Raw genomic sequence first — 13,457 nt, forward strand, 5'->3', positions numbered from 1 at the left:
CATGTTCGAGCTTTTCGGGACGCCACTGTCCTCCCGGCTGATTCTCGGCACGGCGCAATATCCTTCGCCGGCCATCCTTGCCGATGCGGTCAAGGCGTCGGGCACGTCAGTAGTGACCGTATCGTTGCGCCGTGAGATGGCGGGCGGCAGGGCCGGCGAAAAGTTCTGGTCGCTGATCCGCTCGCTCGGCACGAGAATCCTGCCCAACACTGCCGGCTGCCACTCCGTCAAGGAAGCGGTCATCACCGCGAAAATGGCGCGCGAAGTCTTCGCTACGAGCTGGATCAAGCTCGAAGTGATCGGCAACCACGACACGCTGCAGCCGGATGTGTTCGGCTTGGTCGAAGCCGCCCGCATCCTGTGCGAGGACGGTTTTGCGGTATTCCCCTATACCACCGACGATCTCGGTGTTGCAGAGCGGCTGCTGGCAGCGGGCTGCAAGGTCTTGATGCCTTGGTGCGCGCCGATCGGTTCCGCCCTCGGGCCGGTCAACAGTATGGCGCTGCGCTCGATGCGCGGACATTTCCCAGGCATCCCGCTGATCGTGGATGCGGGGCTGGGACGGCCGTCGCACGCGGCAACCGTCATGGAACTCGGCTTCGACGCCGTGCTCCTGAATACGGCGGTTGCCAAGGCGGCCGATCCGGTCGGCATGGCGCGCGCTTTCGGCAAGGCGGTCGATGCCGGTCGAGAAGCCTTCAGTTCGGGAATGCTCGAACCGCGCGATGTCGCCGTGCCATCGACGCCGACATTCGGCAGGGCGGTTTTTTCATGAAGCTCGATCCCTTCTACCTGATCGTCGACAGTGCTGCCTGGATCGAACGGCTGGTGCCGCTCGGCGTGAAGCTCGTCCAGCTTCGCATCAAGGACAGGGACGAGGACGGGCTGCGCGCCGAAATGCGCCGCGCGAACGACGTCTGCGCGGTCCATGGTTGCCAACTGATCGTCAACGATTATTGGCGACTTGCCATCGAGGAAGGCTGCGACTTCGTTCATCTCGGCCAGGAGGATTTGGCTGCGGCCGATTTGTTGGCGATCAAGTACGCCGGATTGAAGCTCGGGCTGTCGACCCACGATCATGCCGAACTGGAAACGGCGATGGCCGCCGAGCCTGACTACATCGCCCTCGGTCCCATCTATCCCACTACCCTGAAGAAGATGAAATGGGCGCCGCAGGGACTTGAACGGATCAGCGAATGGAAGTGCCAAGTCGCGCCGATTCCATTGGTCGCCATCGGCGGCCTCAATCCTGAGCGGATCGACAGCGTCTTCGAGGCAGGCGCCGACAGCGCCGCGGTGGTCACCGACATCACATTGAATGCTGATCCCGAAGCGCGCACGCGAGAATGGATCGAAAAGACGGAGCGATGGCGCTGAGGCGAGAACCGCATGTGCTTGTCATCGGCGGATCGGACTCCAGCGGGGGCGCCGGAATTGCTCGCGATATCGAGACGATCTCTGCCATCGGCGTGCGCATCTCTCTGGCTGTCACCGCGCTGACGGTGCAGACGCACGAAGCCGTCATGGACGTCCATCATCAGCAACCCGGTCTGGTCGCCGATCAGATGCGCGCTGCGTTCCAGGCCAACAAGGTGGCGGCCATCAAGATCGGCATGCTCGCGACCGCCGAGATCATCGCTGCCGCAGCCGCAGTGCTCCGTGAAAATCCGCAGGGGCCGGCAGTACTCGACCCGGTTCTCACCTCCACGTCAGGCCGGGCGCTGCTGGAAGCAGGCGCCATCGCTGCCCTGAAGCGTGATCTGATGCCGCTTTGCTGTCTGGTCACACCCAATCTCATCGAGCTGGCGCTCCTTATCGGCGCCGAGCAAGCGGTCGACGAGGATGAAGCGGTCTGGCAAGGCCAGGAGCTCTTGGCCGCCGGCGCGCAGGCCATTCTGATCAAGGGCGGCCATGCAAAAGGACTTCGATCGACGGATATCCTGCTGCGCTCCGGTCAAGAACCCATTCGCTTCGATGCGCCGCGTCTTGCAGTATCGATGCGTGGCACAGGCTGCATGCTGGCCAGCGCGATTGCTGCGCATCTTGCAAAGGCAAAGCGGCTCGAAGACAGTGTGCGCGAAGGCAAGCGGTTTGTGTTCGAGCAGCTTCAGAGGAATTCAACCGAATGACCGCAGCCCGCATGCCGAGTTGAGGCCCGCCGCCAGCTCGGCCGTTTGCAATGGGGAGACCGATATCTGGCTCCTTCGGCCCCGCGAAGGAGGGTCAGGCAGCGGCTTGCTTCAACGCTTGAACCGAGCGTTGCGCCGACTCCACCTCGACATTGTCGATCAGCCGCGTCTGGCCGAGCCAGGCGGCGACGAGCAGCCGCGCCGGTCGACCCGGCGTGGCCATCAGGGCAAGATTATCGCCGGCGCGAAGTTCGAGATACTCCACCCGCGAAAAGCCCGCAGCCAGGATCGCCTGTCGAGCCTCATGCAGCAGGCGCTCTACGGGTTCTCCGGAGCTTAGCCGCCCGGCAGTTTCGAACAGGATCTCTGCCAGTCGGGGCGCGGAGGGGCGCTCGGCGGCGGACAGTCGCGTGTTGCGCGACGACATCGCCAGCCCATCCGCTTCACGCACGGTCGGACAGGCGACGATCTCGATCGGAATATCAAGGTCACGCACCAGGCGTCGCAGGACTTGCAGCTGCTGAAAGTCCTTTTCACCGAAAAACGCCAGATTGGCGCCGGTCTGCAGGAACAGCTTCGTCACCACGGTCGCCACGCCGTCGAAATGGCCGGGCCGGAACGCTCCGCACAGACCCTCGCTCACTCCGGCGACCGAAACCGTTGTGGCAAAGCCTTGCGGATATATGTCGGCTGCATCGGGAGCATACAGAATATGGGTGCCGACCGACGCGAGCTTGGCGGCGTCATCGTGCTCGGTGCGCGGATAGACAGCCAGATCGCCGGCACTGTTGAACTGTTTGGGATTGACGAAGAGCGTCACGATGACCCGGTCGGCCTTTGCAAGTGCGGCACGGACCAAGCTTAGGTGACCCTCGTGCAGGGCGCCCATGGTCGGCACAACGGCGACCTTGAAGCCTTCCCGGCGCCACGCGGCGACGATGCTGCGCAGTTCGGCAACGATCCGGACAATCGGAATGCTCATGCGGCTTCTCCTCCATTGACAGGACGTGGCACGTCGCCGAAGACGTGCTCGACCGCTGGAAAGCGGCGCTCGCGCACCTCGCTCGCATACGTCGCGATTGCTGCCTCGGCGGTCCCGGCAAGCTCGGCATAGCGCTTGACGAATTTCGGCCGGAAGGTTCCAAACAGGCCCAGCATGTCATCGACAACCAGGATCTGCCCGTCACAAGCCGGCGACGCGCCGATGCCAATGGTGGGGATTGCGACTTCCTGTGTGATCTGCCGGGCAAGCGCTTCGGGTATTTTCTCAAGCACGACCGCGAAGGCGCCCGCCTCGCTCACCGTGATCGCATCGCGCACGATGTGCTCAGCATCCTCGCCTCGGCCTTGGACGCGATAGCCACCGAAAGTATTGACCGCCTGCGGCGTCAGCCCGACATGACCCATCACCGGAACACCGCGCATGGCAAGAAACCGGATCGTCCCGGCAATACTCTCGCCGCCTTCGAGCTTGATCGCAGAACAACCGGTTTCGGCCATCAGACGGACGGCATTGCGGAAGGCCTGCTCGGGACTTTCCTCATAGGAACCAAAAGGCATGTCGACCACCATCACCGCCTTTTCCAGCCCGCGCCGCACGGCCTTGCCATGCATGATCATCATCTCGAGCGTCACGCCGACTGTCGAAGGAAGCCCATGGAGAACCATGCCGACGCTGTCACCGACCAGAACCACATCGCAGTGATCGTCGACCAGCTTTGCGATTGGCGTCGTATAGGCCGTCAGGCAAACAAGTGGCATCTTGCCCTTGCGCGCCGCAATGTCCGGCGGCGTCAACGCCTTGGCCGCTCCCGTTGCGCTCACCAGGTTTCCTTCCCTTGCGTCAACCGCGATGGAAGCGTTTGCCACAAATTTGTGCAGATGCGAAGAGAAAAATTTGCATCGCACAATAAAGCCGCGCGTCCGCCTTCCCACGCATTGTCGCAACCGCCGGGCAATACAAGGACTTCGTATCGAGCAGTGACCATCCATGTGATATCCTGCTCCATGGCCATTGGTTCGAAATCGCGTCCTCGCCACCTGCCGAAAAAGAGCTTTCCAGCCTATGCGTACTTGCCCGGCAGGCAGCCGCATCCCGTGCGCGATCCCGCTGGACATAGCTACCTTGTCGAGCCGATGCCGGTCGCCACAGATGCGGCGCTTGGCTCGGATCCATTCCTCTGGGGTCTCGACCTCTTCAATCACGGTTATTACTGGGAAGCACATGAGGCTTGGGAAGGTCTCTGGCAGGTTGCGGACCGAGGCGGCCCTTCTCGCGTGTTCTTTAAAGCATTGATCCTGTTGTCGGCAGCCGGCGTGAAGATACGTGAGGGCAAAACTGCTGCAGCGGTGCGCCACTCCCGGCGCGCCGCAATGCTGTTTCGTCGACTGAACGGCCCGTCGGAACATATTGTCGAAAACGCGCTTGGCCTCCCGCCAGCCATACTCGCCGACTACGCTGAAGCAGCGACAAGGCTGCCTGCCGCGTTGCGGGCCGTGCCATTTGGTCGGCCTCAACCAGTGTTTGATTTCGTCCTCGGATCAGATTGTCAGGGCCACTAATCCGCAAACAGTTGGGATGCAAAGAATGAAAGGTAAAATCCCGGACGGGGATGGCGAGTGTTGCGGAATGGTCAAAAAGCTCTTCCAAGCAACAAAATACGGCTGTGGGTCAGCAGCTAAAGCGGCTGAGCACCACATCCAGGCGCCGCTTGGCGGCTTGGGGCCGTCTCTAGACGCTCTCGGTTTTCTCCGACCACCTCCTCCGGCGCGCGAGCAACGAAGTCTGGGTTGTCGAGCTTTTCGGAGAGTTTTTTGATCTCAGCCTCCAGACCACTGACCTGCCTCGCCAGTCGCATCCGCTCTGCTTTAAGGTCGATAAACTCGGCCAGCTCTCGCTCTGCTTCAGGCACGATTTCGCGGAGCGCGCAGCGCGTTGGCTGCGTTCAGAGTCAGACCGCTCGTCGGTAAGTCCAGAGCTGCGCGGGCGGGATATTGCGGACGACGAAATCGTAGTGTGACACGATGTAGCGGTCCGGCATCTTGATCACTGGCGACAATGGTCCGTAGGTGATTTGCATCACTGGCCTGCCAGCAGGGATGCGGGTCAGCAAATCCTCAAGCAAGGCGATGCGCAGCTCCATCGGGAAGCTCAACATCGGCACCGCGCTTATGACACAGTCGAACTGTTCGGCATTTCGTTCCGCCAGCACTTCACCCAGCGAAAAAGCATCGCCCAATCGAAAATCTACGCACGGAAAACGTAGGGTGAGGCGATTGTAGAAATCCTTCGAATATTCGACCGAAACCAGCTGCTGTGGCTTCACGCCCGTGTCCAGGATAGCCTTGGTGATTACCCCGGTCCCTGCCCCAAGCTCGAGAACTGGCATTCCGGACGCTGGCCTGATCACGCTAGCCATGCGGCGCGCCGCATGAACAGAAGTCGGCATGAGCGCGCCCACTCCTTTTTTGTCCCTTTGCCAGCACCGGAAGAATTGCACTTCTTCCTCAAACTTCCGGCCGAGGCGCTCCTTCAAGCGAAAGACCATGTCTACTCCCTGCTACGGCTATTCATCCGCGTCGCTTTGACGGACGGACGTTTGGACAAGTTTTTCGACATTTACAAGCCCCGCTGACGGCGTTGAAACGGCGCCGGGGTTTGCGTCGGCCGGAACGAAGACCGGTCGTTCGACTCCATCGGGACCGCCAGCACCGTTCGCGTCTGCATCGCCAGTCCTCATCGTGGGGTTCCTGTCTACGAAGGCTGGAAGGCGAAGCCCAAGCCGGCCAGACTCTGTGGCCAAGCGCGGCGTCACCAGAGCGACAATTCGCAACTGCTGGGCACCAACGCAAAAGGATCGAAGCCAAATCGGCGGGAATTCGCTGATGGCGAGAGCCTTGTCCATTCCCGCGCTTCGTGTCTCGCTGAAAACGGTCGTTGGCGTTGGATGAGATCACCGTCGGAAAAAGAAACCTGTCGATTGATCCCGCTTACGGGTCGCTCCCGTCGGTCGCTCGATCGACAGCCTCGTGCGAGGTGGAAGCTCGCCCACGTTCAATTCGAGCAGCCGCTGATCCAACTCCTTGTCCGCCGCTGTGAGGCGATGGTTCAAGCGAAGGTAGTCCATCCAGGTCGGCGTGCGGAATGTCTCTGTCCACTGGGAAGGCTCCTGGAGATCGCGCTGAAGGTTCCAGTGCCGGGCACCAACACGGCTTTGCACTCGCCGTCGTTCGCGCATCTGTTCCAGGAAGGCTTCGACGTTCGTCTCCGGGATTGAGTACTCGATCTTGACGACGATCGGCCCGCTTCTCGACTTCAAGTCCACCGCGACCGCAGGCGTTTCGAAGCCAAGAGGATCTTGGTCAGAATCTTTCCATTGACGAATAGGCAACAGTAACCCGGTGAAGGCGACAAGCAGGAGAGCGCCAGCGGAGCTCTCCAGCGCCACGGTAAGCGAATAGTTCTCAGCCACCGTGCCCCACAGCCAGCTGCCGGCCGCGATGCCGCCCGACGAGAGGGCAGAGTAGATCGAGAGCGTGCGACCAACGACCCACCTTGGGCTTGACAGTTGCACGCTCACGTCAAGCCCCGTCCAGGTGACGACCCAGCCAGCGCCGCCGAGCGCCAAAGCAATAGCCGCCACCGCCAGTGAAGGCGTCAGGGCAAGCGAAAGACAACAAGCAGCGCAGGCGATGCAGGCCAGTGTCGTCAGACGCTCTTGGGACAGCGACCGTCGCAGGATGTTGTTGCAGATGCCGGTGCACAAGGCGCCCGTCCCGAAGCCGGCCATCAGGATACCATAACCGATCGGTCCTCCCCCCAATTGATCGCGGGTGACCAGGGGCAGCAGCGCCAGTATGGAGATGCTAGTCAGGCCGAAAAGCGCTCCGCGCGCGATTGCCGCCTTGATCTCTCCCGACAGCGCCGTGAAGCGCGCTCCGTCATGCATAGCTGTGGTCAATGGCTCGCGCGGAAGAGGCGAAGAGCGCACATTCCATTTGCAGCGCCCAACGGTCCACAGCAGCGTCAGATAGGTCAGCGTCGCGATGGCGAAAGCCGTCAGTGGTCCGAAGGAGGCAACGACGATGCCGCCGAACGCCGGACCGATGCTTCGCATGGCGTTGTAGCCGACCGAGATCAGTGTGACCGCGGCTGGAACATCCCGCTTTCGCAGGATGTCACCGACCGAGGCGTGCCAGGCAGGGTCGGTGAAAGCGGCGCCGCATCCGGCCAAACAGCTGAATGCGAGGATCATCCATGGATTGTAGAACCCCAGCGCCACAGTAGCAGTCAGCATCGTCGACGACAAAGCTATCACGCACCAGCCGAGCATCATCACATTGGCGGCGGCTGAAACTGTCGGCAATGGCCCCGGCGAAGATCGACAGAATGAATACGGGCAGCGTCCTCGAAGCCTGCACCAGGGCGACCATCACGTCCGAAGTCGAGATGGTTGCCATCAGCCAACTGATCGCAACGGTCTGCATCAGCCAGCCAAGACTGGATACCTGTTTCGCCAGCCAGATCGGACGAAAAGTCGGACTCTCGAGCGGCGCAAACGTTGCCGACGAAACTGGATTGGCTTCCTCGCGCGCCACCCTGCTCATGGGGCTGAGCCTCCCCCCGTCCGATTGTGCTGGAGATTTTCCTCTGGGTGTGAACGGTCGTTAAAAACTGCGGTTATTCGGTGCCGAGGATTGGGAGTAAGATTTTCGGGCATGAGAAAGGGGCGTTCACCGGCGCCCAGCAACGGCACCTCGGCTATGCCGAGCGAGCTGGAGCAGGCACGTTATTCCTGGATGAAATCGGCGACATGCCGATGCCCGCTCCAAGCCAAACTTCTACGGTGATCGAGGACGGAAGCTTCAACCGAGTCGGTGGCGAGACCCCCTGCAAGTTTCGTGCACGGGTCGTCTCGGCCACGCATCGCGACCTTGGTCAGCGTGGCGGACCATCGGGCTTCCGCGAGGACCTCGATTTCGGCTTGCCGTGTTGCCGGTGACAGTCCCGCCCCTGCGCGCGAGCGCCATGAGGACATCACCTGGCTGCTCGACCGATTTCTGGAAAATGCGGTGAGCCGGTCTGACGTGCGCATCCGCGGATTCAGCGCGTTGGCGCAGGAAGCAGCTCTTGCCCATCGCTGGCCCGGAAATGTGCGGGAACTGCGGAACAGGGTCGAACGGGCCGTCGCCTTGTCAACCAGCGAATGGATCATGCCGGGCGACCTGTTCCCGGAACGTGCGGCAAAATCAGAAAATACGACCTTCGCTCCGCTGGCCGATGTTCGTGACGCGGCAGAACGACGTCAGATCGCGCGGGCGTTGGACGAAACCGGCGGCCAAATCGCGAAGGCAGCCGCACTGCTTGCAGTCTCCCGGACTACTCTTTGGGAGAAGATGACGCGGCTCGGCCCCGCCGATCGGGCGCGTTCGACTTCCTGAACCTTCGGCAGCGCAGCATGTTCGGATTTCCGGACGTGAAGCAGGAGTTTCCCGTGTTTTCTCCACGCTCTTTCGATGAAAACCAACATTTTCTGCGGTTGGCACAAGCGTTGCAGAGCTCTTGGCGAAGAAGTTCGCCCAAAGGGAGGTTTGCATGGATCGTTGCAACAAGCTGGTCGACGTCGGCCGGCGTCCGTTTCTAAGGGGCGGGGCATTCGCTGCTGCCCGGATGGCCACGGCCGTTGCACTGCCTGTGCAAGTCCAGACCAAGGCTGCCCCTGGCCTGGCTCTTGTCGAATACCCCTCCAACAAGCTGGCCAACATTGCCGACTTGAAGCCGAACGAGCCGTTCGACGTCGGCTGCCACGATGAAAATGCGCCCGGCGTGTTGCTGAAACTTGGCACCAAGGTCGACGGCGGCGCCGGCCCGGATGGCGACATTGTCGGGTTCTCGACGACCTGTCCCCATAGGGGCTTTCCGCTGAACTACAACGCGGACGATCATTCCTTCAATTGTCCCGGCCACTATTCGCGCTTCGACGCCGATGCCGGCGGCAAGCAGATCTGGGGCCAGTCGACGGCCCAATCTTCCCCAGTACGCACTTCGCATCGATGCCAAGGGCGACATCTACGCCGAGGGTGTGGACGAGCTGCTGTATGGCCGCCTAAGCAACGTACTTTAAGGGAGGATCGGATCATGGCTTACAAACGTCACGTCGCCCGTCTGCCGATCATTCCGGCCGACGCCAAGAAACAAAACGTCACCTGCCATTACTGCATCGTCGGTTGCGGCTACCATGCCTACACTTGGCCGGCGAACAAGCAGGGCGGCACAGCTGCCGCTTCGAACGCTTTCGGGGTCGACCTTCCCAGCAGCAACCTGCCGAGACCGACGCCTGGTATGCAGCCTCGATGTACAACATCGTCAAGCAGGACGGGCAGGACGTGCATATCGTCCTCAAGCCCGATTCCGAGTGCGTGGTGAACTCTGGTCTTGGTTCGGTGCGCGGCGCACGCATGGGCGAACTGCGCTACTCAACCGCCCGTGGCTCGCAGCAGCAGCGGCTGACCAGCCCGATGGTCTGGCGTTACGGGCAGATGCAGCCAACATCGTGGGACGACGCCCTGGACCTCGTGGCAAGGGTCACGGCGGCCGTCATCAAGGATCAAGGTGAGGACGGTCTGTTCATTTCCGTGCTCGATCATGGCGGCTCGGCCGGCGGCTACGAAAATACCTGGGGCACCGGCAAGCTCTATTTTGGTGCGATGAAAATCAAGAACATCCGCAGTTACAACCGGCCGGCCTACAACTCCGAAGTCCATGCCACCCGCGATATGGGTGTCGGCGAGCTCAACAATTGCTACGAGGATGCCGAACTGGCCGATACCATCGTGTCGGTCGGCAACAATCCGCTCGAAACCCAGACCAACTATTTCTTGAACCACTGGATTCCGAACCTGCGCGGAGCTTCCATGGACAAGAAGAAAGCACAGCTGCCGGGTGAATCCCACGCCAGCGGGCGGATCATTTTCGTCGATCCGCGGCGGACCGTGTCGATCAACGCCGCCGAAGCCGAGGCCGGCAAGGACAACGTCATGCACCTTGCCATCAATTCCGGCACGGACATGGTGCTCTTCAACGCCTGGCTCACCGAGATCGCCAGCAAAGGCTGGGTCGACAAAGCCTTCATTGACGCCTCCGCGAAAGATTTCGACAAGGCGGCTGCCGCCAACAAGACGTCGCTTGAGGACGCGGCGAAGATCACCGGGCTGACGGTCGACCAGATCAGGCAGTCGGCGGCCTGGATCGCCGAACCCAAGGACGGCAAGCGCCAGCGGACGATGATCGCATACGAGAAGGGCCTCATCTGGGGCAACGAGAATTACCGGACCAACGCGGCGCTGGTGAACGTGGCGCTAGCAACCGGCAATGTCGGTCGCGAGGGTGGGGGATGCGTGCGCATGGGCGGCCACCAGGAAGGCTACGTGCGGCCGTCCGACGCCCATGTCGGCCGCCCGGCCGCCTACGTCGACAAGCTGCTGATCGAAGGCAAGGGCGGGGTCCACCACATCTGGGCCTGCGATCACTACAAGACCACGCTGAACAGCCACCAGTTCAACATGGTCTTCAAGAAACGCACCGACATCGTGAAGGACGCCATGAATGCCGTGCCTTATGGCGACCGCGATGCGATGGTGAAGGCAATCACCGACGCGATCAGGGCCGGTGGGCTATTCTCCGTCGACATCGACATCATCCCATCGAAGATCGGTGCTGCCAGCCACGTCTGGTTGCCGGCGGCCGAATCCGGCGAGATGAACCTCACCTCGATGAACGGCGAGCGTCGGATGCGGCTGGTCGAACGTTACATGGACCCACCCGGCTCCGCCAAACCGGCTTGCCTGATCGCCGCAGGCCTTGCCCAGCATATGGAGAAAGTCATCCGCGAGGGCGGCGACGCCAAATATGCCGACCAGTTCAAGGGCTTCGACTGGAAGACCGAGGAAGACGCGTCCATGGACGGCTACCACCAGAACGCCAAGGGTGGCGAGAACGTCACCTATGAACGATTGAGGGCCATGGGCAACAATGGCTTCCAGGAACCGTCGACCGCGTTCATCAACAACGGCCGCGCCAACCTGGTCTGGCAAAATGCCTTTCTCGACCAGGACAGCGAGTTCGTCACGGATCGGTGGCCGTATCCGTTCATCCAGATCAGCCCCGACGACATGAAGGAGCTTGGGCTAAACAACGGCGCTCTTGTCGAGTTCAACAATGAAAGTGGCTCGACACAGGCGATGGCCTATCCAACGCCAACCGCCAAGAAAGCCGAGACTTTCATGCTGTTCGAGTTCCCGACAGGCGTAGTCGGCAATGTCATCAACGCCGGCACCAACGAACTGATCCTGCCCAACTACAAACAGACCTGGGCCAACATCCGCAAGATCTCGGATGCCCCCGAAAGCGTGAAGCACCTGTCCTTCAAATCCACGGAGTATCAGGCGAGCTAAGTTCGACGCTGCCGCGAGCCGACGCCCGCGGCAGCAACCGTGCCTTCAATCCAAAATGGAGAGTTCCTGCGTGAAACACCTGCTCGTCGGCGCCACTATGATTTTGGCGTTACTGCCGCCGGTCGCCCTGGCCCAGGATATAGAGGCCGGCAAGATGGTCTTCAAAAAATGTGCCGCCTGTCACAACGCTGATACCGATGCGAATAAAGTCGGACCAACCCTGAAAGGCGTGGGTGGGCGAGTAGCCGGGACCGTACCCGGCTATTCCTATTCGAAAGCCATGAAAGATGCGGGCGCGGCCGGTCTTGTCTGGGACGAGCCTAACCTCACGGAATATCTCGCCAATCCCAAGGCGAAAGTGCCGACGAACAAAATGGGGTTTCCTGGCCTCAAGAATCCCGACGACATCAAGAACGTCATCGCTTATCTCAAAAGCCTGTCTGGCTAGACGCCCTTTGGCGGGAGTGGTGCGTGAGCAAACGCAAGGAGGAGCGATCGTGTTTCATGCCGCGAACCGCGTTTTGCCAGCCGACTGCTCCGCAGCGCAGAGCGGCAAAACCATTGCTTTTGAAGCCGCGGTGGCCAAGGCCGTGGCGCTCGCTCACACTGTCCGCTACCGGGAACATCTCTCGCTGGCCGCGTCATTGGGGCGGGTCTGCGCGGTAGCCATTCATTCCCCGATAGCGCTCCCGCCCTTCGATAATTCCGCAATGGACGGGTTTGCGGTGCGAACGTCGGATTTCAACGGGGACGGCCCCTGGACATTTCGGGTGGCAGGCCGGGTAGCAGCTGGCGATGTGCGGGCGCATGACCACCTGGATCCGCGAACGGCGCTTCGTATCTTCACGGGCGCACCCGTGCCGGCGGGGTTCGATGCCGTGGTCATGCAAGAGCAATGCGAACGCTCCAGTGACATGGTGACCGTATTCGAGCGACCGCGACGCGGCCGACATGTCCGCCTCGCCGGCGAGGACGTCGGTGCGGGATCTGAGCTCGTTACGCGGGGCAAGGCTCTGTCTGCCAGGGACTTGACCTTGCTGGCTGCCGTGGGGATCGCTGACGTCGAGGTGCTTCGAAGGATCCGCATTGGGCTTCTGTCGACAGGCTCCGAACTAAAGGAACCGGGCGAGCCCCTCGCGCACGGCCAAATCTATAATTCCAACAGGGTTATGTTGCGCTCGCTGCTGGCGGCATGCCCTTGGGCAGAAGTGGTCGACTTTGGCATTGTGCCGGACAATCCGGACCTCCTCGCCGATGCGGTCGAGCGGGCGGTCGCCTCCTGTGACGCACTGGTGACGACTGGCGGCGTCTCGGCCGGCGAAGAAGATCATATGATTGCCGCCGCGCTGCAGCACGGTGCCCGCCTCGATGTCCTTAAGGTGGCGATGCGACCAGGCAAGCCGTTGAAGGTTGGGACAATCCAGAGCAAGCTCTTTGCCGGACTGCCGGGAAATCCCAATGCGGCGCTGGTCGCTTTCCGGCAAATCATTCTGCCGGCGTTACGCAGATTGGCTGGCCTCACCGAAGTCCAACCGCACTGGTTTTCCGCGGTGGCCGGTTTCACCTGCAAGAAGCGTCAGGGCCGGACCGAGTTTGCGCCTGTCCGCATTTCCGGTCGCTCCGAAACCGGTGAACCTATGCTTGAGCTGATCGAACGTGGATCCTCAGCCAACTTGATGGCAATTGCTTTGGCCGATGGCATTGCCCTCTTTCCGGCTGAAGTCGCCGAAATCACCGACAGCATGCCGCTGCGCTACGAGCCTTTCTCGAACTAGCACTACTTTGGCAGTTTAGGTTTGACGGCGTCTGCGAGCAGCTTCTCACAGTGAGGACATCTGCGGCGTGGCGGCCGCGTGAAGAGGTCGAGAATGGCTT

Annotated in this window: 12 protein-coding genes and 4 pseudogenes; 11 read left to right on the plus strand and 5 right to left on the minus strand. The window is 61.3% G+C overall.

Annotation, left to right across the window (positions count from 1 at the left end; genetic code table 11):
• Position 1 precedes the first annotated feature (1 nt).
• The 3 genes from ACFFNA_RS36255 to thiD are packed head-to-tail and all read left to right on the plus strand — an operon-like array spanning position 2 to position 2,129.
• Complete coding sequence (locus ACFFNA_RS36255; RefSeq protein WP_378924787.1) at positions 2-775, plus strand: thiazole synthase; 774 nt, start codon at positions 2-4, stop codon at positions 773-775.
• Positions 772-1,377 (plus strand): thiamine phosphate synthase, encoded by a 606-nt coding sequence (locus ACFFNA_RS36260; RefSeq protein WP_095090307.1) that lies wholly within the window; start codon positions 772-774, stop codon positions 1,375-1,377. The genes ACFFNA_RS36255 and ACFFNA_RS36260 overlap by 4 nt, the downstream gene beginning before the upstream one ends.
• On the plus strand, positions 1,368-2,129 hold the full coding sequence (gene thiD / locus ACFFNA_RS36265) for a bifunctional hydroxymethylpyrimidine kinase/phosphomethylpyrimidine kinase (protein ID WP_095090308.1): 762 nt from the start codon (positions 1,368-1,370) through the stop codon (positions 2,127-2,129). Before ACFFNA_RS36260 ends, thiD begins: the two co-directional genes overlap by 10 nt.
• A gap of 94 nt (positions 2,130-2,223) precedes the next feature.
• Here thiD and panC read toward each other — a convergent pair whose 3' ends face one another.
• Both panC and panB read right to left on the minus strand, forming a co-directional pair.
• Positions 2,224-3,111 (minus strand): pantoate--beta-alanine ligase, encoded by an 888-nt coding sequence (panC, locus tag ACFFNA_RS36270; RefSeq protein ID WP_378924790.1) that lies wholly within the window; start codon positions 3,109-3,111, stop codon positions 2,224-2,226.
• The gene (gene panB, locus ACFFNA_RS36275) at positions 3,108-3,953 is read right to left on the minus strand and encodes a 3-methyl-2-oxobutanoate hydroxymethyltransferase (RefSeq protein WP_095090525.1); all 846 of its coding nucleotides are present in this window, start codon (positions 3,951-3,953) and stop codon (positions 3,108-3,110) included. The genes panC and panB overlap by 4 nt, the downstream gene beginning before the upstream one ends.
• Positions 3,954-4,136: 183 nt before the next feature.
• Between panB and ACFFNA_RS36280 the strand changes: the two genes are divergently transcribed.
• A complete protein-coding gene (locus tag ACFFNA_RS36280) occupies positions 4,137-4,691 on the plus strand; it encodes a DUF309 domain-containing protein (protein ID WP_095090310.1) in 555 nt (184 codons plus the stop codon).
• Between the two features lie 116 nt (positions 4,692-4,807).
• Here the strand turns inward: ACFFNA_RS36280 and ACFFNA_RS36285 are convergent, their stop codons facing one another.
• From ACFFNA_RS36285 to ACFFNA_RS36295, 3 genes and pseudogenes are all read right to left on the minus strand, one after another.
• Positions 4,808-5,041 carry a hypothetical protein gene (locus tag ACFFNA_RS36285; protein ID WP_280952835.1) on the minus strand — a complete coding sequence of 78 codons (234 nt, stop codon included), beginning with the start codon at positions 5,039-5,041 and terminating at the stop codon, positions 4,808-4,810.
• Between the two features lie 39 nt (positions 5,042-5,080).
• Positions 5,081-5,677, minus strand: a complete 597-nt coding sequence (gene pmtA / locus ACFFNA_RS36290) for a phospholipid N-methyltransferase PmtA (RefSeq protein ID WP_095090311.1) — start codon at positions 5,675-5,677, stop codon at positions 5,081-5,083.
• 405 nt (positions 5,678-6,082) lie between these two features.
• Positions 6,083-7,736 (minus strand): annotated as a pseudogene (locus ACFFNA_RS36295) (MFS transporter).
• 80 nt (positions 7,737-7,816) lie between these two features.
• On the opposite strand from ACFFNA_RS36295, the gene ACFFNA_RS36300 reads away from it, so the two are divergent.
• From ACFFNA_RS36300 to ACFFNA_RS41325, 7 genes and pseudogenes are all read left to right on the plus strand, one after another.
• Positions 7,817-8,131, plus strand: a complete 315-nt coding sequence (locus ACFFNA_RS36300; protein ID WP_245331285.1) for a sigma 54-interacting transcriptional regulator — start codon at positions 7,817-7,819, stop codon at positions 8,129-8,131.
• Positions 8,073-8,570 carry an AAA-type ATPase lid domain-containing protein gene (locus ACFFNA_RS36305; RefSeq protein ID WP_378924796.1) on the plus strand — a complete coding sequence of 166 codons (498 nt, stop codon included), beginning with the start codon at positions 8,073-8,075 and terminating at the stop codon, positions 8,568-8,570. The genes ACFFNA_RS36300 and ACFFNA_RS36305 overlap by 59 nt, the downstream gene beginning before the upstream one ends.
• A 154-nt stretch (positions 8,571-8,724) precedes the next feature.
• Positions 8,725-9,253, plus strand: a pseudogene (locus ACFFNA_RS36310) (arsenate reductase (azurin) small subunit).
• A 14-nt stretch (positions 9,254-9,267) separates the two neighbouring features.
• Positions 9,268-11,582 (plus strand): annotated as a pseudogene (locus ACFFNA_RS36315) (arsenate reductase (azurin) large subunit).
• Positions 11,583-11,679: 97 nt separating this feature from the next.
• Complete coding sequence (locus ACFFNA_RS36320) at positions 11,680-12,030, plus strand: c-type cytochrome (RefSeq protein ID WP_167392321.1); 351 nt, start codon at positions 11,680-11,682, stop codon at positions 12,028-12,030.
• 130 nt (positions 12,031-12,160) lie between these two features.
• Positions 12,161-13,075 (plus strand): annotated as a pseudogene (locus tag ACFFNA_RS36325) (molybdopterin molybdotransferase MoeA); the annotation flags it as partial.
• Positions 13,076-13,189: 114 nt separating this feature from the next.
• Positions 13,190-13,357: a hypothetical protein gene (locus ACFFNA_RS41325; RefSeq protein WP_446685992.1), complete on the plus strand. Its 168-nt coding sequence runs from the start codon at positions 13,190-13,192 to the stop codon at positions 13,355-13,357.
• The last annotated feature ends 100 nt before the right edge of the window (positions 13,358-13,457 follow it).

Source organism: Mesorhizobium kowhaii, assembly GCF_042431665.1.
GTDB classification, from domain to species: domain Bacteria; phylum Pseudomonadota; class Alphaproteobacteria; order Rhizobiales; family Rhizobiaceae; genus Mesorhizobium; species Mesorhizobium kowhaii.